This window comes from Maritalea myrionectae (assembly GCF_003433515.1).
In the GTDB taxonomy this organism is placed as follows: Bacteria; Pseudomonadota; Alphaproteobacteria; order Rhizobiales; family Devosiaceae; genus Maritalea; species Maritalea myrionectae.
Genome location: NZ_CP021330.1, coordinates 1,478,806 through 1,497,975, shown reverse-complemented (window position 1 = coordinate 1,497,975; position 19,170 = coordinate 1,478,806). Strand labels below are relative to the sequence as shown.

General features: G+C 51.9%; 18 protein-coding genes. 6 read left to right on the top strand and 12 right to left on the bottom strand.

Going from position 1 to position 19,170, the window contains the following annotated elements; translation table 11 throughout:
• Positions 1-105 precede the first annotated feature (105 nt).
• The 10 genes from MXMO3_RS07365 to MXMO3_RS07320 all read right to left on the bottom strand — a co-directional run bounded on the left by MXMO3_RS07365 (position 106) and on the right by MXMO3_RS07320 (position 12,635).
• Positions 106-1,668, bottom strand: coding sequence for a 2-isopropylmalate synthase (locus tag MXMO3_RS07365; protein ID WP_027834398.1), 1,563 nt, complete (start codon positions 1,666-1,668; stop codon positions 106-108).
• A gap of 323 nt (positions 1,669-1,991) precedes the next feature.
• Positions 1,992-2,885, bottom strand: coding sequence for a PhzF family phenazine biosynthesis protein (locus MXMO3_RS07360; RefSeq protein ID WP_117395441.1), 894 nt, complete (start codon positions 2,883-2,885; stop codon positions 1,992-1,994).
• 143 nt (positions 2,886-3,028) lie between these two features.
• Positions 3,029-4,048, bottom strand: a complete 1,020-nt coding sequence (ilvC, locus tag MXMO3_RS07355) for a ketol-acid reductoisomerase (protein ID WP_027834400.1) — start codon at positions 4,046-4,048, stop codon at positions 3,029-3,031.
• Positions 4,049-4,114: 66 nt separating this feature from the next.
• Positions 4,115-4,750 carry a TetR/AcrR family transcriptional regulator C-terminal domain-containing protein gene (locus tag MXMO3_RS07350; RefSeq protein WP_036222021.1) on the bottom strand — a complete coding sequence of 212 codons (636 nt, stop codon included), beginning with the start codon at positions 4,748-4,750 and terminating at the stop codon, positions 4,115-4,117.
• 221 nt (positions 4,751-4,971) lie between these two features.
• On the bottom strand, positions 4,972-6,240 hold the full coding sequence (locus MXMO3_RS07345) for an O-acetylhomoserine aminocarboxypropyltransferase/cysteine synthase family protein (RefSeq protein WP_117395440.1): 1,269 nt from the start codon (positions 6,238-6,240) through the stop codon (positions 4,972-4,974).
• Between the two features lie 110 nt (positions 6,241-6,350).
• The gene (locus MXMO3_RS07340; RefSeq protein ID WP_162889171.1) at positions 6,351-8,207 is read right to left on the bottom strand and encodes a putative bifunctional diguanylate cyclase/phosphodiesterase; all 1,857 of its coding nucleotides are present in this window, start codon (positions 8,205-8,207) and stop codon (positions 6,351-6,353) included.
• A gap of 359 nt (positions 8,208-8,566) precedes the next feature.
• Positions 8,567-10,054 (bottom strand): carboxypeptidase M32, encoded by a 1,488-nt coding sequence (locus MXMO3_RS07335; RefSeq protein WP_117395438.1) that lies wholly within the window; start codon positions 10,052-10,054, stop codon positions 8,567-8,569.
• 165 nt (positions 10,055-10,219) lie between these two features.
• Positions 10,220-11,056: a universal stress protein gene (locus MXMO3_RS07330; RefSeq protein ID WP_027834405.1), complete on the bottom strand. Its 837-nt coding sequence runs from the start codon at positions 11,054-11,056 to the stop codon at positions 10,220-10,222.
• 126 nt (positions 11,057-11,182) lie between these two features.
• Positions 11,183-11,785, bottom strand: a complete 603-nt coding sequence (locus tag MXMO3_RS07325) for an NADPH-dependent FMN reductase (protein WP_117395437.1) — start codon at positions 11,783-11,785, stop codon at positions 11,183-11,185.
• A gap of 112 nt (positions 11,786-11,897) precedes the next feature.
• Positions 11,898-12,635, bottom strand: coding sequence for a pyridoxine 5'-phosphate synthase (locus MXMO3_RS07320; RefSeq protein ID WP_117395436.1), 738 nt, complete (start codon positions 12,633-12,635; stop codon positions 11,898-11,900).
• 206 nt (positions 12,636-12,841) lie between these two features.
• Between MXMO3_RS07320 and MXMO3_RS07315 the strand changes: the two genes are divergently transcribed.
• Positions 12,842-13,420 carry a histidine phosphatase family protein gene (locus MXMO3_RS07315; RefSeq protein ID WP_117395435.1) on the top strand — a complete coding sequence of 193 codons (579 nt, stop codon included), beginning with the start codon at positions 12,842-12,844 and terminating at the stop codon, positions 13,418-13,420.
• 45 nt (positions 13,421-13,465) lie between these two features.
• Here the strand turns inward: MXMO3_RS07315 and ilvN are convergent, their stop codons facing one another.
• Together ilvN and MXMO3_RS07305 are read right to left on the bottom strand one after the other, a co-directional pair.
• Entirely contained in the window at positions 13,466-14,017 is a 552-nt protein-coding gene (gene ilvN, locus MXMO3_RS07310; RefSeq protein WP_036221636.1) for an acetolactate synthase small subunit, read from the bottom strand.
• On the bottom strand, positions 13,992-15,749 hold the full coding sequence (locus MXMO3_RS07305; RefSeq protein ID WP_027834410.1) for an acetolactate synthase 3 large subunit: 1,758 nt from the start codon (positions 15,747-15,749) through the stop codon (positions 13,992-13,994). The genes ilvN and MXMO3_RS07305 overlap by 26 nt, the downstream gene beginning before the upstream one ends.
• Before the next feature lie 367 nt (positions 15,750-16,116).
• Between MXMO3_RS07305 and MXMO3_RS07300 the strand changes: the two genes are divergently transcribed.
• Genes MXMO3_RS07300 through MXMO3_RS07280 form a run of 5 tightly spaced genes read left to right on the top strand, consistent with a single transcriptional unit; the run spans position 16,117 to position 19,165 of the window.
• Positions 16,117-17,511 carry a dipeptidase gene (locus MXMO3_RS07300; RefSeq protein WP_117395434.1) on the top strand — a complete coding sequence of 465 codons (1,395 nt, stop codon included), beginning with the start codon at positions 16,117-16,119 and terminating at the stop codon, positions 17,509-17,511.
• 1 nt (position 17,512) lies between these two features.
• The gene (locus tag MXMO3_RS07295; protein WP_162889170.1) at positions 17,513-17,848 is read left to right on the top strand and encodes a DUF4180 domain-containing protein; all 336 of its coding nucleotides are present in this window, start codon (positions 17,513-17,515) and stop codon (positions 17,846-17,848) included.
• Positions 17,848-18,324, top strand: a complete 477-nt coding sequence (locus MXMO3_RS07290; protein ID WP_027834413.1) for a YbaK/EbsC family protein — start codon at positions 17,848-17,850, stop codon at positions 18,322-18,324. Before MXMO3_RS07295 ends, MXMO3_RS07290 begins: the two co-directional genes overlap by 1 nt.
• Positions 18,325-18,368: 44 nt before the next feature.
• Positions 18,369-18,620, top strand: a complete 252-nt coding sequence (locus MXMO3_RS07285; RefSeq protein ID WP_245985818.1) for a YdeI/OmpD-associated family protein — start codon at positions 18,369-18,371, stop codon at positions 18,618-18,620.
• Positions 18,605-19,165 carry a DUF4329 domain-containing protein gene (locus MXMO3_RS07280; RefSeq protein WP_117395432.1) on the top strand — a complete coding sequence of 187 codons (561 nt, stop codon included), beginning with the start codon at positions 18,605-18,607 and terminating at the stop codon, positions 19,163-19,165. The genes MXMO3_RS07285 and MXMO3_RS07280 overlap by 16 nt, the downstream gene beginning before the upstream one ends.
• Positions 19,166-19,170 lie beyond the last annotated feature (5 nt).

The following is a 19,170-nucleotide window of genomic DNA, read 5'->3' as shown; positions in this document are numbered from 1 at the left end:
ACAATTCCGGCACCTTTCCGTATGAGTCAAATCAGCAGCAAGCTGCAAGCTGACCTATGAGTCAATTTGAAGGGCTTGAATCTCTTGCCCTATGAGTCAAGTGGACTATCCAGCCATCGCCCCTTGAGCAGATGCCCCACGCTCCACCAACAAACGGTTATAAGCGTTCAGATAGGCCCGTGCAGACGCCACCAAAGTGTCCGGCTCTGCGGTACGCCCTGACGCAATCTTGCCGTCCATTTCCAAACGCACATGGGCGTTGGCCTGGGCATCGGTCCCGCCGGTCACCGCATCAACGCCATAGAGCACCAAGTGCGGATCAGCACCCACAGCCGCTTTAATGGCATTGAAAATCGCATCAACTGAGCCCGTGCCCGTGACGCTGACAGATTTCTGCTCGCCTTCAATCGACAGCACCAAATCGCACCGGTGCTCGCCGCCAGTGGACGTGCTCACGCTCATGGAGACCAGCTTGATCTTATCTTCAACTGAGCCCATTTCATCATCAACCAAGGCCACCAAATCTTCGTCATAGACGTGCTTCTTACGGTCAGCCAATTCCTTGAACCGTTGGAAGGCTTCCTGGAAGGCGTTGTCGCCCAACTCATAGCCCAATTCTTTCAGCTTTTCCTTGAATGCATGGCGGCCCGAATGCTTACCCATCACCAAGGAAGTGGCTTTGATGCCCACACTTTCCGGCGTCATGATTTCGTAGGTCTCAGCGTTCTTCAACATGCCATCCTGGTGGATGCCACTTTCGTGCGCAAAGGCGTTTTTACCCACAATCGCTTTGTTGAACTGCACATTGAAGTTTGACGCTGCCGCCACGATCTTTGACGCGCGTGCCAAATGGGTTGAATCGATTTCCGTGTGGTAGGGCATGGTATCGCCGCGGGTTTTAATCGCCATCACAATCTCTTCAAGCGCGGCGTTACCTGCCCGTTCGCCCAAACCATTGATCGTACATTCCACCTGCCGTGCACCCGCGCGCACCCCGGCCAACGAGTTGGCGACGGCCAAGCCCAAATCATTGTGACAATGTGTAGAGAAAATCGCCTTATCGGCATTGGGCACAGTTTCGATCAAGGTTTTGATCATGTTGTAATATTCTTCCGGCACCGCATAGCCGACTGTATCCGGAATATTGATGGTGGTCGCACCAGCATTGATCGCCGCTTCCACGCATTTGGCCAAAAAGTCCATCGGTGTGCGGGTGGCGTCCATGCCGGACCATTCCACATCATCAATCAAGTTGCGGGCCTGAGTCACGGTTTTGGTGACAATCTCCAACACTTCATCCTGAGTCTTGCGCATTTGGTGCGCCAAGTGAATTGGCGATGTGGACACGAATGTATGGATACGACCACGATTGGCGTTGCGCACCGCTTCAGCCGCCCGATCAATATCGGCGGGGATGGCACGCGCCAAGCCAGCAATGACGGAGTTTTTCGACCGACGGGCAATCTCAGCCACCGCCTCAAAGTCACCATTGGAGGCGATGGGGAAACCAGCCTCGATGATATCGACGCCCATATCGTCCAACAATTCTGCAACTTGCAGCTTTTCTTCAAACGTCATGGTCGCGCCCGGCGACTGCTCGCCATCGCGCAAGGTGGTATCAAAGATAAAGACCTGATCGGTATTGGTATTTTGTGTTTGTTCGCTCATTTTCAAAACTTTTCTCTAGACAGGGCGCATCGCCCAAAATTGACCTTTGGTGTGCAAATTCCCCTAAATACCCGTTCTCCCTGATGAGAACCGTCGGTACTCAGGGGCTAATAAGGAGTAGGTCTAGAGATAGGTTTTGCGCGCGCAGCAACAGGCCGTCGGCCACGAGGCGACGGTCAGAATAATCAGTGCTGTGCAACATACGGGTCATAGCCTACCCAAAACTGTTTAACGCAAACTAGGTTCAAATCACCTGCAAGTCTAATCGAGACGCGTTAAGATTTCTAGACATTTTTGTCCAAATCCGACCAGTGCCAGCCAACTTAACTCAACAAATCCAGCTCACCGTGCGCTGTGATGACCACATGGCCACCCAAACCCGCATGCACCAACGCGCCTTGCTCGACCTTGGCTTGGGCTTCAATAAAGCCCGGACGCCCCATTTCAACCCCTTGGCGCACCACAAAATCCGTCTGCCCTTCTTTAAACCGACCGTGATCCATCAATTGTCCAATCATGGCAGAGACTGCTGAGCCCGTGGCCGGGTCTTCCTTAAAGCCGTTCAAGTCAACAAAGGTGCGGGCGGCATAATCAACATCATCTTCCAGTGGCGTGGGGCTATAAACAAATACGCCGGTAGACTGGTCGCCAAATATATCAACCCAACCCCGCCGTTGAAACTTGATTTCTTTAAGCACTGACGCGTCTTTCACCGGCACCATTGTAAACGCAACCCCCGCCGAATAGACCGCAGGCACCAGATCTCCACATCCGATTTGATGCGGCAAAAGCCCTAAACATTCGGCCACATCATCAACGTTGGAAACCTCTCCAACCCGCTCCGGCAGTTTTGGCAAACCAAACCGCGCGTGGCCCGACAATTTGCCCGAAGGCGTCATGACAGCGACGACGGTGCCGATTTGCTCTTCCAATCGCACCGCGCTGGTGCTGTGGCGCAGGCCAAGGGCTACTGAAACGCCAACCGTTGGGTGCCCCGCAAAGGGAAGTTCACGCGTTGGGGTGAATATCCGCACCTTTGCCAAATGGCGCAAAGTGCGCGGCTTATGCACGAATATCGTCTCAGATAGATTGAACTCTTGTGCAATCTTCAACATGGTCTCGTCGGGCAAGCCATCCGCCTCGAACACAATGGCCAGCGGATTGCCAGCAAAGCGCTCTTTCGTGAACACGTCCGCGATCATAAATGGATATTTCATGCACACTCCGAAACTGAATCGTTCGATCCATTGAAACAGTTTCAGTTTACACGACCACGACTAACGAAGTTTGAATAAAAAAAGGGGCGCCGAAGCGCCCCTATAGTTAGCTCTGGGAGAGCTAGGGTTTACCCCTTCAAAAGCTAGTTTTTGGCTTTGTCCACCAAAGCACCAGCTTTAATCCATGGCATCATATCGCGAAGTTTTTCGCCAACTTCTTCGATTTGGTGCGCGTCATTATTGCGACGTGTTGCCTTAAAGCTAGGCTGACCAGCTTTACATTCCAACATCCAATCGCGCGTAAAGCGACCTGATTGAATATCTTCAAGCACACGCTTCATCTCGGCTTTTGTTTCTGACGTCACGATGCGTGGGCCAGTAACATATTCGCCATATTCGGCTGTGTTCGAAATTGAGTAGTTCATGTTGGCAATGCCGCCCTGATAAATCAGATCAACGATCAATTTCACTTCGTGCAAGCACTCGAAATAAGCCATTTCAGGCGCATAACCAGCTTCTACCAATGTTTCAAAGCCTGCGCGGATCAATTCAACCAAACCGCCGCACAAAACAGCCTGCTCACCAAACAAGTCGGTTTCGCACTCTTCTTTGAACGTGGTTTCGATGATGCCTGAGCGGCCGCCACCAACACCAGAAGCATAAGCCAATGCCACATCTTGCGCATTGCCGGTCGCATCATGGTGGATCGCCACAAGGCAAGGCACACCGCCACCTTTTTCAAATTCGCCGCGCACTGTGTGACCTGGGCCCTTTGGCGCAATCATGATCACATCAACACTGTCTTTTGGCTCAATCAAGCCATAGTGCACGTTCAAACCGTGGGCAAAAGCAATCGCCGCGCCATCACGAATGTTTGGTGCAATTTCATTGTTGTAGATGTCGGCCTGCAACTCATCAGGTGTGGCCATCATCATCACGTCTGCCCACGCAGCGATGTCAGAAACGCTCATCACTTTAAGGCCATCAGCTTCCACTTTCTTCGCGGTGGATGACCCCTCACGCAAACCAATCGCAATGTCAGTCACGCCAGAATCTTTCAGATTCATCGCATGGGCCCGACCTTGGCTACCATAACCAATAATGGCAACTTTTTTGCTCTTGATTAGATTTAGATCAGCGTCTTGATCGTAATAAACACGCATAATTGCGTTTCCCCTTAATATCGTTTTTTTGGTTCTTATCTGCGTGGGGCAGATTGGTTGTTATTTTTAAGCGCCGTACAATTTCAAAAACTGCTCAGTCGCCCGTTTTGCATCGCGGATAACGTCTTGATCTGAAAGCTCAAACTCGTCACCCAATAAAAGCCGCACTTGAACATCTCTCAGCACCAGGCCGAAAAAGGTCCGAAACGCCTCCTCCTCGTCGTCAAAGCGAAGCAACCCTGCGCCCCGCCCTGCCTTCAACAAAGGCTTCAACCGTTTACCAACCGCAAAGCGGCCATTGGTTAAAACCGTGTGTCCCAAATTGCTCAACGGTCCCGCATGGGTGATGGCCAAACGATTCAGCGCCACCGAAATGTCGCCTGCAATCACTTTGAGCCAGTCATAGGCAAACCGTTCAAGATTGGCTTGCAATGCTTCAATGCTCATGCGCTGTGGCCCTAACGGCACCGGACGCACCTTCGCCGCCTGCCACTGCACAATTGCTGTCAACAATCCATCACGATCGCCAAACCACTTATAGAGCGACTCTTTTGAACAGCGTGCGCGCCGCGCAACACCAGTCATCGTCAATTTGTCACCCACTTCAACCAGCAAGGACAAAGCAATATCCAACACGTCCTGTTGGCGTTGCGTCAGTTCTTCATCACCCAGTTTAATGGCAGCCGACAATTTTACCTCCATCGATCGGTCGCGAATTGCCGCGCCCATCTGCAACCCAACTCAACGGCCCTACGGCCAAATTGAAACCGAGTCGCTCAACTTGATATGGAACCGTACCGTACGGTTCGGTAAATGTCAACAAAAAGTTACACCTTCGAATGCAAGGAAGAATTGCCCCACACAATCAGCAGGTTAACAAAAGGGGCGCCGAAGCGCCCCGATCAATTCATTCGCTTTATGAACTACGCCTTGTCCAGCGCTTGTTCGATGTCAGCGATAATGTCATCGATATGCTCAATACCCACGGAGATCCGTACCAAATCGCGCGGCACGCAAGCGGCTTTCAGTTCATCATCATTGAGCTGACGGTGGGTTGTGGAGGCCGGGTGACATGCAAGTGACTTGGCGTCGCCAATATTCACCAGCCGCAAAATCATCTCCAGCGCATCAATAAAGCGAGCGCCTGCTTCCTGACCGCCCTTAATGCCAAAGCTCAAAATGCCCGAGGCCTTGCCGCCGGAGATTTTGTTGGCCAACGCATTATATGGCGAAGATTTAAGGCCGGCATAATTCACCCAGCTCACCTTGTCGTGCGCCTCAAGATACTCAGCAACCTTCTGGGCATTCTCGCAGTGACGCTCCATGCGCAGGCCAAGTGTTTCAAGACCTTGCAAAATCTGGAATGCGTTCATGGGAGAAAGAGCGGCACCCGTGTTGCGCAACGGCACGACACGCGCGCGGCCAATAAAGGCTGCAGGCCCAAGCGCCTCAGTGTAAACAACACCGTGATAAGATGGATCTGGCTCATTCAAAACCGCGAAGCGCTTCTTATCCGCCGCCCAGTCAAACTTGCCGCTATCAACGATAATGCCGCCAACACTTGTGCCGTGGCCGCCAATATATTTGGTCAATGAATGCACAACAATGTCAGCACCATGATCAATGGGGCGACAAAGGAACGGCGATGCTACCGTATTGTCGACGATCAGCGGCACGCCATGCTTGTGGGCAATCTCAGCCAATTTTTCGATGTCGACCACATTGCCAGCCGGGTTGCCAATGCTTTCGCAGAACACCGCTTTGGTGTTTTCATCAAACAGCTTTTCAATGCCGTCAAAGCTGGCATCAACCATGCGCACATCAATGCCCTGACGCGGGAAGCTGTGCTCAAACAAATTGTAGGTGCCGCCATAAAGCTGGCTGACAGAAACAATATTGTCGCCCACACCAGCGATGGTTTGGATGGCATAGGTAATCGCAGCCATGCCAGAGGCCAACGCCAATCCGGCAATGCCACCTTCCATCTCGGCAACACGCTGCTCCAGCACCGCGTTGGTCGGGTTCATGATCCGGGTGTAGATATTGCCTTCCACCTTAAGATCAAAAAGATCGGCGCCATGCTGTGTGTTATCAAACGTATAGCTTGTCGTTTGATAAATCGGCACAGCCGCTGCCTTGGTGGTGGCTTCTGATTCATAGCCATGATGCAGGGCGAGTGATTCAAGCTTCATAATATTTTCCCGAAATTTGACAGAGTTCGGCGCATCTTAGCAGTTGTGCAGAAACCGCAAAGGTGCAAAAGGGAAAATACAGTCTATTAAAGCCCGCTTTTGTAAAAAATCTATGCCACGCCCTGCTTGCCAAGCTGCCCATCCTGAGTGTGCAGCAAATTGACCAGTTTTTGATGCGACATGGGACGGGCGAAATGGAACCCTTGATAATATTGGCAACCCAAGCCTTCCAGCACATGCAAATGATCGCTGGAACTGATGCCCTGCGCCACCACCCGCAAACCCAAACCTTGGGCAAGTTCAACAATTTTTTGCACCAAAATCCGGCTTTGGGTGGAGAACCGCAAATCACAAATGAGCTCCGAATCCAGCTTCACCACATCAATCGGCAATTGATGCAGATGATTAAAATTCGAAATCCGTCCGCCAAAATCATCCAACGCAATCGTGAAGCCGAAATCGCTCAATTGATTGAGCATCTTTTCAGCTTGCTCCAAATGGTCATGCAGCACGTTCTCAGAAATCTCAAAAATAATGCGGTTGGGTGAAATGCCTTTTTGCCGCGTGGTCTCAATCAACGCTTTAACCACATGCGGCTCAATCACATCAGCGGGAGATAGATTAAAGCTTAGGCGCAAATATTTGGGCAGCTTCAGCATTGAATCGGTGGCTTTTTCAAACAGCGCCAATGTCAGCTTATTCATCAACCCCATCGCCTCGGCCACCGGGATGAACCGATTGGGCAATATCTCCAACCCATCAGGGCGGTGCCACCGGGCCAGCGCTTCAACAGCCGTTATATTATTGTTGGCGGCGCTCACCACGGGCTGGAACACCATTTCCATTTCGTCAATGAACTGGCTATCCCTTAGCCCCTGAGCAATCTCGGCTGAATCGCGCGTGATCCGTTCATGCTTTTGCTCAAACAACAGGGCATGGCCGATATTGTAGGTCTTGGCGTAATATAGGGCGTGGTCTGCCCGTTCAAACAATTTCTCCGCATCCGCAGCGTCAATGCCCGCCCGCGCAAACCCAATTGAGGCAGAGAGTTTAACCTGCACGCCCGTTTTCAACACGAACGGCACCTTAAGCGCTGCGCAAACCGCCCGCCCCAGTGCAACCACTTCATGGTCAGACATTTTGTGGCGGGTAATCAGGGCGAACTCGTCTCCCCCTACCCGCGCAACGAAAACTTCTTCGCCGAGAAACTCGACCAGACGGCGCGACACTTTGCACAACAAATCATCCCCCGCCGGGTGACCATAAATGTCATTGATCGGCTTGAAACCATCTAGGTCGATCAACCCAAGGGTGAGAACCTGATCTGATCGCGTCGGAAAGTGCTTTTCCAAATAGTTAAAAAAGCCACGTCGGTTGGCCAGATCTGTCAACATGTCCTTAAAGGCCAAATCACGCATTTCTTTGGCCTGGGCGCGCGCGTCCGCTTTTGCGGCATAAAGGCGCGTTCGGTGATCAATAAACCGTTCGAAATCAAAACCAAAACTGCGTGTGACCAGCGTGATGATTGTAACAACAAACAAAAAATGGAAGGTCAGGGCAGAAAACAGGTCAAGCTGCGCGATCCAACTCCAAACATAAAGCGGCACACCAACACTGACCACGAGCGCCACAGCCGCCTGACGCAAATAGGCGAGGCAAAACAAGGCCCCGAGCAACGACAACAGAACGAAAAACCCAACTTCTTTGTGCGCTGTTGTGCTGGATTGTGACATGGCAAATATCGCCCAGGAGGTGAACACAATGCCCAAGCCGGCCGCAGCGTAGACGATATTTTGAAGTTGTTTTTGAAGCTGTTGGGCGTCGAGTTCTTTGCCCTTAAATCGGACCCAATGAACGATACGCCACAATGATACCGCGACCAAAATGGCCGTACCTATAACAATGACCGGGTCAAACCCGTCCACCAAGCGCCGCTGTGCGACCACCAAAAGTGCAGAAAACGTCAATAAATAAACGAAAGGGAGTCGAAAACGAAGCATTCGCAACTGCGCGCGCATCAACGGTTCGTTTGAACCATCAATCAACACCGCAGCCTTGAACCAGCTCGCCACGCGACTAATCAATCTTCACCCCACCCTAATTCTTTGCCTGAGACACCTTTTGAGATTCGACCAAAGAAAAAATTTAATTGTTCTGCACAAATTGAGCTAAAAACACTCCATTCCAAAAAACGGAAAACAATCAAATTAATTAAAGATGTAATCATATAAGTGTAACAATTTAACTAACTGAATTATCAGACAAAATTGAATACAAAAAAGCCGGCATGAAAATGCCGGCCTTTTCTTCGTATCGAAATATCAATTTAGGCGGTCAAATATCTCTCATGCAGATGCTGCTTGAAAACCTCAACATCCAGAACCGAACCTGTCGCATCTGACACCATTTCATCCATAGAAACAGAGGATGCACGGTGGTGCACATTGGTGCGCAGCCACTCAAAGATCGACGTGAAATCGCCACGACGCACGCTGTCGTCCCAGCCGGTAACCTGGCTTTGCAACGCCTTAAATAATTGCGAAGCGGTCATCGCGCCGATTGTATATGTGGGGAAATAACCCAACGCGCCGCCTGACCAGTGAATATCCTGCATACAGCCATTGCCAACGCAATCGGGGCGCACGCCAATATTCTTTTCCATCTCATCATCCCAATAGCCGGGCAAGTCAGCCACTTGCAGATCGCCGCTGAGCAGTGATTTCTCAATGCGATAGCGCAACATCACATGCAGCGGATAAGTCACCTCGTCCGCGTCCACACGAATAAGCCCGCGCTTGACCCGCAAGATTGAGCGTTTGAAGTTTTCCATTTCCCAGGCAGATCCGCTGACACCGAAAGCCTCCCGCACTTTTGGCAATGCGTAAGCCAAAAATGCATCGGACCGACAAAGCTGCATATCCAAAAACAGCGACTGGCTTTCATGCATGCTCATCCCGCGGGCATTGCCCACAGGTTGACCGCGCCACTCCGCCGGCAAGCCGATCTCGTACATGGCATGACCTGTTTCGTGCAGCACCCCATAGAGGCTGGTGGAGAACGCATTGGCATTGTAGCGCGTGGTCAAGCGCACATCACCCGGGACACCGCCGCAAAAAGGGTGCGCCGACACGTCAATGCGCCCATGATTAAAATCAAAGCCCAGCGCCTCCATAAAGCGGCGACCAAGTGCTTCTTGCGCGCCAACAGGCGTTTCACCATCCAGCGGCTTCACCGGGCGATGGGTTTCTTGAAACTCGATGACCTCATTCAAAAAGTCCGGCAGAAATGCACCCAACTCATCAAAATATTGATCGACTTTGGTGGTGCGCATCCCCGGATCAAAAGTGTCCAATTGCGCATCATATGCACTAAGGCCCAACGCATCGGCTTTGGCGTCGGCTGCCTGGCGTATTAGTCCTAGCAAGGGCTCAAGCTTGGCAGCAAAACTATCAAAATCATTCTCAGGCCGCGCATGTTGCCACACATGCGTGGTTTCAGACTGGGCCTTGCTTAGCGCATGCACCAAATCATTTGGCACCGCATTCGCGTGTAAATAAACACGTTCCATCTCTTTGATGTTGGCCGCGTCCCAGCCCTCAAGCTTTTCTTCCTTGGCTTTTGCAATCAGATCGCCCAAATCCGGCGCGGTGTATTTTTCGTGCGCCACGCCTGCCAATGCGGCCAATTGCTCGCCCCGAACCTCGGCCGACCCTTTGGGCATCATGGTTTCTGCATCCCAACTCAGCATAGAGGCTGCCCCCTCAATTGCTGAAATTTGTGCAAATCGTTTCTTCAACTCAGAATAGGCGCCCATGCCCGTCTCCCCAGATTTAGTGCGAAAGGCCACATTGATAGGAAATCATGTGGTTTTGAGCCCAGAGAGTAACGCCATGTTTTGCGCCAACGCAAGCGCCTTTATCGCAAAACAAAAGGGCCGCAAAAATGCGACCCTTCTACCCCGATGCTGAATTGAATTCAGCTAGTGTGCCATCAAAACCGGCACTTCTGCTTTGCTCAAAATCTCGCGGGTTGCGCCGCCAAGAACCCATTCACGGAACCGAGAATGGCCATAGCCGCCCATGACAATCATGTCGGCGTCTATGCGGCCAACTTCGTTCAACAATGCGGCGGCCGCATCTGACCACCCATTGATGTTGCGCACCTCTACATTGACCCCATGGCGATCCAAATGCCGCGCAATATCGGCACCAGGCTCAATGCCACGCTCTTCAGGCGCTTCATCATCGCTCACAATGGCAACGGTCACTTGGTCCGCACGCTGCATAAATGGGATCGCATCCGCAACGGCACGCGCTGTTTCTTTTGAATTGCGCCAACCCAAAACGATGTTTTTGTAAGGTCCGTCACTCGCAGGAATTGCAGGCGGGACAAACAGGCAGGAGCGTCCGGAGTTAAACAAGACATTTTCAAAAATCTCAGGCTTTTCCGAATAGTGCTTGTAAGGTCGTGTCGCCACGATCAAATCGGCCAGCCGTGCTTCATTGGCAATCGTTTGCCCCATAAAGGACGGTGTAGCACTCACGCGGCGCAAGTCGGAACTAAACTCATGTTTGGCGAACCGCATGTCGAGTTCTTTTTCATATTTGTCGCCCTGCTCTTCGGCTTCCTGCTGCAACTCTGCAGCCACTTGCCCAACAGAGAACACCCCATCACCGGCGCTCACCACATCTGGAATTTCAACACACAAAAGGCCTGTCAAAAACGCATCATGACGGCGGGCAATCGGCTCGGCATATGACAAGCGCACCTCATCTTCTTTTGACCCATCTAAATATACCAATACATCCTTGATCATCTCGACCTCCTGTGTCTGATCAATCCCATAAACCTATAGTGGGGCACTTTGGCCCCACCCTGCCTTGATCTGCATCAAAAGGTTAAGCAGCTGCACAATGTGTGACGCCGCAAAGGCTTAGGCGGCCTATGCTGCCTCATATTTCGGCGATGATTTTTCCCGCGCTACTTTCAGCGCGTCACCCCACCATGCCAAATCATCGAGTAAGTCATTGGCTTTTGGCGCAATGATCTCATCAATTGCTGACATGTCTTTGTCGTCGCCCATCGGACTAACCTTCATAAACTCACCGCCACCGATGTGGACAGCTTCACGAATGGGCGCCATTTGCAACTCGCTCACAATGCCGCGCAGATGTTCCACGGCGCGCGATGCCCCCACACCGCCATAGCCGACGAAAGCGGCAGGCTTGCGCACCCACTCCACATAGGCTTGGTCCAGCGCGTTCTTCAAAACCGCCGGAATGGAATGGTTGTACTCTGCGGTGACAAAAATAAAGCCATTATATCTGTCCAGCTTTTGTTGCCATTGCACGGCACGCGCATCTTCAGAGCGCGCATATAGATTTGTCGCCTTTTCATTGAAAAAGGGCAGATCAAAATCGCGCAGATCAATGAGGTCAGCTTCTATGCCCTCATAAGCACGCGCTTTGTCCAAAATCCACTGCGCAGGCTTTTTCGCAAATCGATCATCGCGCGTGGTCGACATGATAATTCCAATATTGAGCATATCTATTTCTCCTTTAAACAATGACGGTCACAAATCCTGTGTCCGTGATCTGTTGAAGGAGGAACGGATGGCCCCGATCAGAGTTCCGCGATCAAATTAGTGTGATTGGCGGCTAGGCTTTTCCAAGTGCCTTATTATATTGCCGCACCGCTTCGGCAAACCCCATCAACAAGGCATCGGCCGTGATGCCATGGCCAATGGACACCTCATGCAATTCAGGCAGCACCTCAACAAAGGCCGGTAGATTTTCCAACGTTAAATCATGCCCGGCATTAATACCAAGGCCTGCGGCCAGCGCGGCTTGCACGGTCACCCGCATACGCTGCAAATGGTGATCGCCCATCGGCGTACCAAAACTGGCGCCATAGGGGCCGGTGTAAATTTCAATACGGTCCGCGCCGATCTCCGCCGCATCCGGCGGCACGCTGGGGTCCTCATCCACAAACAATGAAACGCGAATGCCGGCATCCTTCATGCGCTTGATCGCTGGCACCAACAGATTATGGGCGCCGCGCACATCCCACCCATGGTCGGACGTGGCCTGATCTGGCGAGTCAGGCACAAATGTCACTTGATCCGGCTTGTTGGCAATCACCAGATCGAGAAACTCATCATCCGGATAGCCTTCAATATTAAACTCTTTGTCCGGATACTCCTCCTTCACCAATGCCGCCAATTCCGGCACATCGGACCGGCGAATATGCCGCTCATCGGGCCGCGGGTGCACCGTGATTCCGTCAGCGCCTGCATCCAGCACCACGCGCCCCATACCCACAACACTAGGCCAAGGCAAATCACGTTGGTTACGCAACAAGGCAACCTTGTTCAAATTGACTGAAAGCGCGGTCATAGCTGCTCCGAAGAAACACGATAGGTGTAATTGTTCCAACCAATCGGTAAGGTAATTTGCTGAAACTGGCAACCTCACTATTGGTGAATTGCAACAGCGAAATGACAAATCTGCAACCGAACGGTTCCCGCTAGAAGCGATTTGTATTCAGCCACATCAACGCCTATAAAAACGCCACTGTCCCTGTCGAAGAAGCAAAAATATCTATGTCCTATCCCCGCATTATCTTTATGCGCCATGGCGAGACCGAATGGAATCTCGCTGGCCGCACCCAAGGTCATCTCAACTCCCCCCTCACCGAGAAAGGCCGTGGCCAAGCGCAAAAGCTGGGTGAAATCCTGAAACGTGAGCTGGGCACACCGGATGGCTATGCACAGATGGTCAGCCCGATTGGCCGAACCCTGGAAACAGCTGAAAACATCAAAAAGCATTTCGCTTTTGATCCAACGCCCGTTGATTTGCTCAAGGAAATCGATTTGGGCAAGCTGAGCGGCCTGTGCCGTCCCGAAATGGAAGAACAATTTCCCGACCATATGGATGGCAAGCCGGATTATGACTGGTATTTCGGCGCACCTGGTGGCGAGACAATGGATGATATGCGCAAGCGCGCCACCCAATGGCTTGATAGCTTGAATGGCCCTACCATCGCGGTGGCCCACGGCCAAATCGGCAAAGTGATCCGTGGCATTTATCTCGGCCTCACAGATGCGCAGATCTTGCGCCTGAAAGAGCCGCAAGGCGTGGTGCATGTGTTGGAGGATGGTCAAGAAACCATCTGGACATAAAAAAGGCGGCCCCAGGCCGCCTTTTCTTTGATTATCACGAAGGGCTTACATGCCCTCTTTGCCGCGCGAAATGGCGGTGAGACCCGTACGAACCACTTCAACAAGGCCCAAAGGCTGCATCAAAGAGATAAACTGCTCGACCTTTGACGGGCGACCGGTGATCTCAAAGACAAAACTGTCAATTGACGCATCCACAACATTGGCGCGGAAGGCTTCAGCCAAACGCAATGTTTCCACGCGGTTTTCGCCTTTGCCTGCCACTTTGATCAGCGCAAGCTCACGCTCCAATGACTCGCCCTCGGCAGTCAAATCATGCACCCGGTGCACTGGAATCAAACGTTCCAACTGCAACTTGATCTGCGACAGAACTTTTGGCGTCGCGACAGTAACGATCGTGATGCGCGAGCGATGCCGATCATGCTCCGTTTCTGAAACCGTGAGGCTGTCGATGTTAAACCCACGGGCAGAGAAAAGCCCAACGACACGCGCGAGAACACCTGGCTCGTTATCAACAAGAACGGTCAATGTGTGACGTTCAACGCTTTGGCTGCGTTCCAAATCCCAACTTGGCTTAAACAAGGACCTTCCCCTTCTCATCAATAATGTTGCCGATATCTGCCGTGTCCGGCAAAATCATCTCATGGTGCGCCTTGCCCGATGGGATCATCGGCAAGCAGTTTTCTTCTTTCGTCACCCGGCAATCAAACAGAACAGGTTTATCGATCTCGATCATTTCCATGATCTTGTCGTCCAACTCTTTTGGGTCATCACACATGATGCCATGCGCGCCGAAGGCCTGCGCCATCATCACAAAGTCTGGCAAGCTTTCAGAATAAGAGCTGGAATAGCGACCACCATGTAGCAATTCCTGCCACTGGCGCACCATGCCCATATATTCATTGTTCAAGATAAAGATCTTGATCGGCAAGCCATATTGAACCGCGGTCGACATTTCCTGCATGGTCATTTGAACGCTGGCTTCGCCTGCAATATCAATCACCAACGCGTCACGGTGCGCCACTTGCACACCAACCGATGCGGGCAGACCATACCCCATGGTGCCCAAGCCGCCTGAGGTCATCCAGCGGTTTGGCTGGTTGAAATGGAAGTGCTGTGCGGCCCACATTTGGTGCTGGCCAACCTCGGTGGTGATGTAAACATCACGATCTTTGGTCAACTCATACAAACGCTCAATTGCATATTGAGGTTTGATCACGCTATCTGATTTTTCATAGCGCAATGATTTCACAGCGCGCCATTGATCAATCTGCTGCAACCAGGGCTGAATTTCTTCAGTGCGCGGCGCATTCGTTTTAGCCCGCCACAAGCGCACCATCTCTTCCAACACATGGCCGCAATCGCCCACAATCGGCAAATCCACCACAATGTTTTTATTGATCGAAGACGGATCAATATCGATGTGGATTTTGCGCGAGTTTGGCGAGAACGCATCGATGCGCCCCGTGATCCGGTCATCAAAACGGGCGCCAACGCAGATCATCAAATCGCAATCATGCATCGCCATATTGGCTTCGTAAGTGCCGTGCATGCCCAACATGCCAAGCCATTGCTCGCCATCCGCTGGATAGGCACCAAGGCCCATCAATGTGGAGGTCACAGGAAAGCCTGTCAGCTCCGCCATTTCACGCAGGCTTTTGGTGGCATCGTCACCCGAATTGATCACGCCGCCGCCGGTGTAAAACACTGGGCGTTCGGCCTTCAGCATCATATCCACGGCGATTTTGATCGCGTCCAACTCGCCTTCCATTTGTGGCTTATATGTCGGGTGGCTGGAAATATTGGGGTTGGCATAATTGCCCAAGGCGAATTGTACATCCTTAGGAATATCAATCACAACCGGACCCGGCCGCCCCGAGGTCGCCACATAAAAAGCTTCATGCAAAATGCGCGGCAAATCTTCAACCGACTTCACCAAATAATTGTGTTTGGTGCAGTTGCGGGTAATCCCAACCGTGTCGCATTCCTGAAAGGCATCCGAACCAATCAAGGGTGTGGGCACCTGCCCTGTGATGCAGACCATAGGAATAGAATCGAGAAGAGCGTCGGTGAGACCTGTCACCGCGTTGGTTGCGCCAGGACCAGAGGTCACCAGCACCACGCCACATTTACCAGTTGAACGGGCATATCCTTCTGCGGCATGGGTCGCGCCCTGTTCGTGCCGCACAAGAATGTGCTCGACTTTGTCATTTTGGAAAATCGCGTCATATATTGGCAGCACTGCCCCACCGGGATAGCCGAAAATATGCTCGACCTCCTGATCGACAAGTGCCTGAATGACCATTTCTGCTCCGGTCATTTGCTCAGCCATAGCTCTTCTTTCTCCTCAAGCCTTGTGCAATTTTTTCAAATCGCGCTCATGCCAATTAAATTGGCCATAAAAAAAGGCCCCTTTTGGGACCTTGGCATGCACCGACACTCACGAACCTCACTTAGATGTTCGCGCCGCCGGTGCCAATAATCACGAGTACGAGTGCCTGATGCATCGTTTGCCTCAATTAATTTACGTTGGACATATTGGTAGAGCGACTAGATTCATTGGTCAAGTACCAATTTGCGCACAATCGTCCATTTCAATCTCATTGAAATTCACACCTCTCCTACTTGACCGTACCATCTAAAATGAAAAGACTGCGCAAAACACGCCTTCCTCGATCCCGAAATCAGAAAGACTGGCCATGAGCAATTTCAATTTGGATAATGTCACCTCTCACATTGAGCAGGACTTCGACAACAGCGTAAACCGCCTGATCGAGTGGCTGAAAATCCCCTCTGTTTCAACAGACCCGGCCTATGATGCAGATGTGCGCAAAGCCGCCGACTGGATGATGAACGAACTCAACGGCATGGGATTTGAGATCAAATTGATCGAAACCGACGGCCACCCCGTTGTGTTTGCTGAGCGCAAGTCAAAAGACAAGAACGCCAAGACCTTGCTCTATTACGGTCACTATGATGTGCAGCCCGGCGATCCATTTGAGTTGTGGGACACAGCCCCCTTCGAACCCGCCATCGTTGAAAGCCCCCACGGCAAAAAGATTGTTGCCCGCGGCGCTGAAGACGACAAAGGGCAAGTGATGACCTTCATCGAAGCGTTCCGCGCCTTCATCGCAACCCATGATGATTTGCCGTGCAACGTCAAAATCATGCTGGAAGGTGAAGAGGAAACCGGCAGCCCAAGCCTTGATAAGTTTTTGCAACAGAATAAAGGCCTGCTGGCGGCTGACGTTTGTGTGGTGTGCGACACAGCCATGTGGGACATCAACACCCCCGCCATCACCTACTCTTTGCGCGGCCTGATCGACGCTGAAATCAGCATCAAAGGCCCGAGCCGTGATCTCCATTCCGGCATGTATGGCGGCGCGGTGATTAACCCGCTGCACGCCATGTCCAACATTGTGGCCCAACTGCACGATGAAAATGGCAAAATCCAAATCCCACATTTTTATGAGGGCGCACCGGCACTGGGAGATGCAGAGCGCGCGTCGCTTTCTGCTCTCAATTTCGATGATGCTGAGTTTTTGGGCGAGATTGGCCTAAAGCAACCTGCGGGCGAAGAAGGCTATTCAACCATTGAACGCATCTATGCGCGCCCGAGTTGCGATGTGAATGGCATGTGGGGTGGCTATATTGGCGAAGGCCACAAAACCGTGATCGCCTCAGAAGCGCACGTCAAACTGTCCTGCCGCTTGGTGGGTGATCAGGACCCAGCCAAAATCTTGCCCAATATCGAGAAGTTCTTCGCTGATCGTTTGCCAGCAGATTTCACCATGACCTTCAAAAATCACGGCGCGGCTTACGCCCTCAAACTGCCGATTGACAGCCCTTACCTCAAGGCCGCTCAAAAAGGCTTGGAAGTTGAGTATAATCGCGAAGCCAAAATGATTGGCATGGGCGGTTCCATCCCAGCCGTCGGCGCCATCAAGAATATGCTCGGCTTGGAAAGCGTTATGGTGGGCTTTGGCTTGTCCGATGACAATATCCATAGCCCGAACGAGAAATATGAACTCACTTGCCTGCGCCGTGGCATTCGTTCTCACGCAGCAATTCTGTTGGAATTGGCAAAGGTTTAAGATGACCGCATCTGACCAAATATATGCGGTGCCAGCCGATCATCCGCCCATGGCGAAAGTGGGTGACTTTATGGATCATATTGGCAACGCAGGCTATGAGGGCAAGACCATATTAGTCTTGCCCAAATCGGCAATCGATCCCACCTTTTTTGACCTGCGGTCCGGGCTGGCTGGCGAGGTGACCCAAAAGCTGGTCAATTACCACCTCAAATGCGCGATCATTGGCGATTTTGAAGCCGAGATTAAACAATCCAACGCCCTGCGCGACTATATTTACGAATGTAATCGCGGCGACTATATCCAGTTTGTCGCGCACGAAGACGAGATAAAGCTTTAATGACCGAATTGAGTAAATCGGAACAGCGCGTGGAAGCGGTGTTGCGCGCCCACAAATTGAAAACGGACATTGTGCGCCTGGACGACAATGCCCACACCGCCCAGCAAGCAGCAGACGCCTTAGGCATCGAAGTGGCACAAATCGTCAAATCCCTGGTGTTTCGCGGCGCCGAAAGCGACAAAGCCTATTTGCTGTTCGTTTCCGGCGCCAATCGCGTGCACGAAAAACGCGCAGGCCGCTTGATCGGGGAAAAGCTGGGCCGTGCGGATGCTGATTTTGTGCGAGAGCATACGGGCTTTGCCATTGGAGGCGTGTCGCCGCTCGGCGCAACGGGGCAAGTCGACATCTTCATCGATGAGACCTTGTTCGCGTATGACGAGCTATGGGCCGCAGCGGGCCACCCCAAATCCGTTTTTCAGACAAGCGCAAACGAGTTGGTAACACTCACCGGTGCAAAGTCACTCAACGTGCTTTAGCCGCTCTATTTTCAAGTTTTTGCGTTCCTGCTAAAATTGGAACTATGGCCAAAACGACGAAGCTTGAAAATCTACAACGCGACATTCAACCGATGCCAGAAGCGGTGGCCAAAGCATTGCGGGACAATGGTCTGCAGGCGGCGTATGAAGAACGTCCGGCCTATCAGCGAAACGACTATTTGTCCTGGATAAATCGCGCGGTGCGGCCAGCAACCAAAGATAAGCGCTTAAACCAAATGCTGGAAGAGCTGGCGGCGGGCGACAAATATATGGGAATGAAATGGAAAAAACGATAAGCCGTCAGTGGACACCAATGCTTTTGTTGGCCGGGCTAATACTTGCATCATTGGCGCTCACATCAAACGCTTTTGCTCAATCCCTTTCTTCCAACTATTTGGCCAAATTCTTTGCCCCCATTCAGGAAATGTCTATCGCCAACAACCGCGAATATTGCGGCTATTTCGGCCTGAACGCAGCAGGCAAGCTCATCGCCACAAAACCAAAGCGCGGCCGGGCCGATAGCTGCAGCGCCGATCCAAGCGATGATATGGTCGAGATTATCGCATCTTACCACACCCATGGGGCGTTCGATTGGGATGCAGACGCCGAAACGCCCTCCTCCGACGATTTGGAAGCCGATATTTACGAAGAGATCGATGGCTATGTCTCAACACCCGGTGGTCGCATCTGGAAAAATGATCGGCGGCGCGAAAGAGCAATCTTGCTGTGTGGTCGCAACTGCACTGTTTCCGACCCAGATTATGACAACCAGGCCTTTCCGCCCGTGAACAACAGCTACAATCTCGATGGGCTTTATGACCGCGATGACATGGAATACTGATCCAA

Bases quoted from the DNA above. Each gene is read 5' to 3' on its own strand.
- MXMO3_RS07345 (WP_117395440.1), bottom strand. From the start codon at position 6,240: ATGAAGCTTGAATCACTCGCCCTGCATCATGGCTATGAATCAGAAGCC.
- MXMO3_RS07280 (WP_117395432.1), top strand. From the start codon at position 18,605: ATGGAAAAAACGATAAGCCGTCAGTGGACACCAATGCTTTTGTTGGCC.
- MXMO3_RS07300 (WP_117395434.1), top strand. From the start codon at position 16,117: ATGAGCAATTTCAATTTGGATAATGTCACCTCTCACATTGAGCAGGAC.
- ilvN (WP_036221636.1), bottom strand. From the start codon at position 14,017: ATGAGAAGGGGAAGGTCCTTGTTTAAGCCAAGTTGGGATTTGGAACGC.
- MXMO3_RS07315 (WP_117395435.1), top strand. From the start codon at position 12,842: ATGTCCTATCCCCGCATTATCTTTATGCGCCATGGCGAGACCGAATGG.
- ilvC (WP_027834400.1), bottom strand. From the start codon at position 4,048: ATGCGTGTTTATTACGATCAAGACGCTGATCTAAATCTAATCAAGAGC.
- MXMO3_RS07305 (WP_027834410.1), bottom strand. From the start codon at position 15,749: ATGGCTGAGCAAATGACCGGAGCAGAAATGGTCATTCAGGCACTTGTC.
- MXMO3_RS07365 (WP_027834398.1), bottom strand. From the start codon at position 1,668: ATGAGCGAACAAACACAAAATACCAATACCGATCAGGTCTTTATCTTT.
- MXMO3_RS07330 (WP_027834405.1), bottom strand. From the start codon at position 11,056: ATGATCAAGGATGTATTGGTATATTTAGATGGGTCAAAAGAAGATGAG.
- MXMO3_RS07350 (WP_036222021.1), bottom strand. From the start codon at position 4,750: ATGGAGGTAAAATTGTCGGCTGCCATTAAACTGGGTGATGAAGAACTG.
- MXMO3_RS07295 (WP_162889170.1), top strand. From the start codon at position 17,513: ATGACCGCATCTGACCAAATATATGCGGTGCCAGCCGATCATCCGCCC.
- MXMO3_RS07320 (WP_117395436.1), bottom strand. From the start codon at position 12,635: ATGACCGCGCTTTCAGTCAATTTGAACAAGGTTGCCTTGTTGCGTAAC.
- MXMO3_RS07335 (WP_117395438.1), bottom strand. From the start codon at position 10,054: ATGGGCGCCTATTCTGAGTTGAAGAAACGATTTGCACAAATTTCAGCA.
- MXMO3_RS07290 (WP_027834413.1), top strand. From the start codon at position 17,848: ATGACCGAATTGAGTAAATCGGAACAGCGCGTGGAAGCGGTGTTGCGC.
- MXMO3_RS07285 (WP_245985818.1), top strand. From the start codon at position 18,369: ATGGCCAAAACGACGAAGCTTGAAAATCTACAACGCGACATTCAACCG.
- MXMO3_RS07360 (WP_117395441.1), bottom strand. From the start codon at position 2,885: ATGAAATATCCATTTATGATCGCGGACGTGTTCACGAAAGAGCGCTTT.
- MXMO3_RS07325 (WP_117395437.1), bottom strand. From the start codon at position 11,785: ATGCTCAATATTGGAATTATCATGTCGACCACGCGCGATGATCGATTT.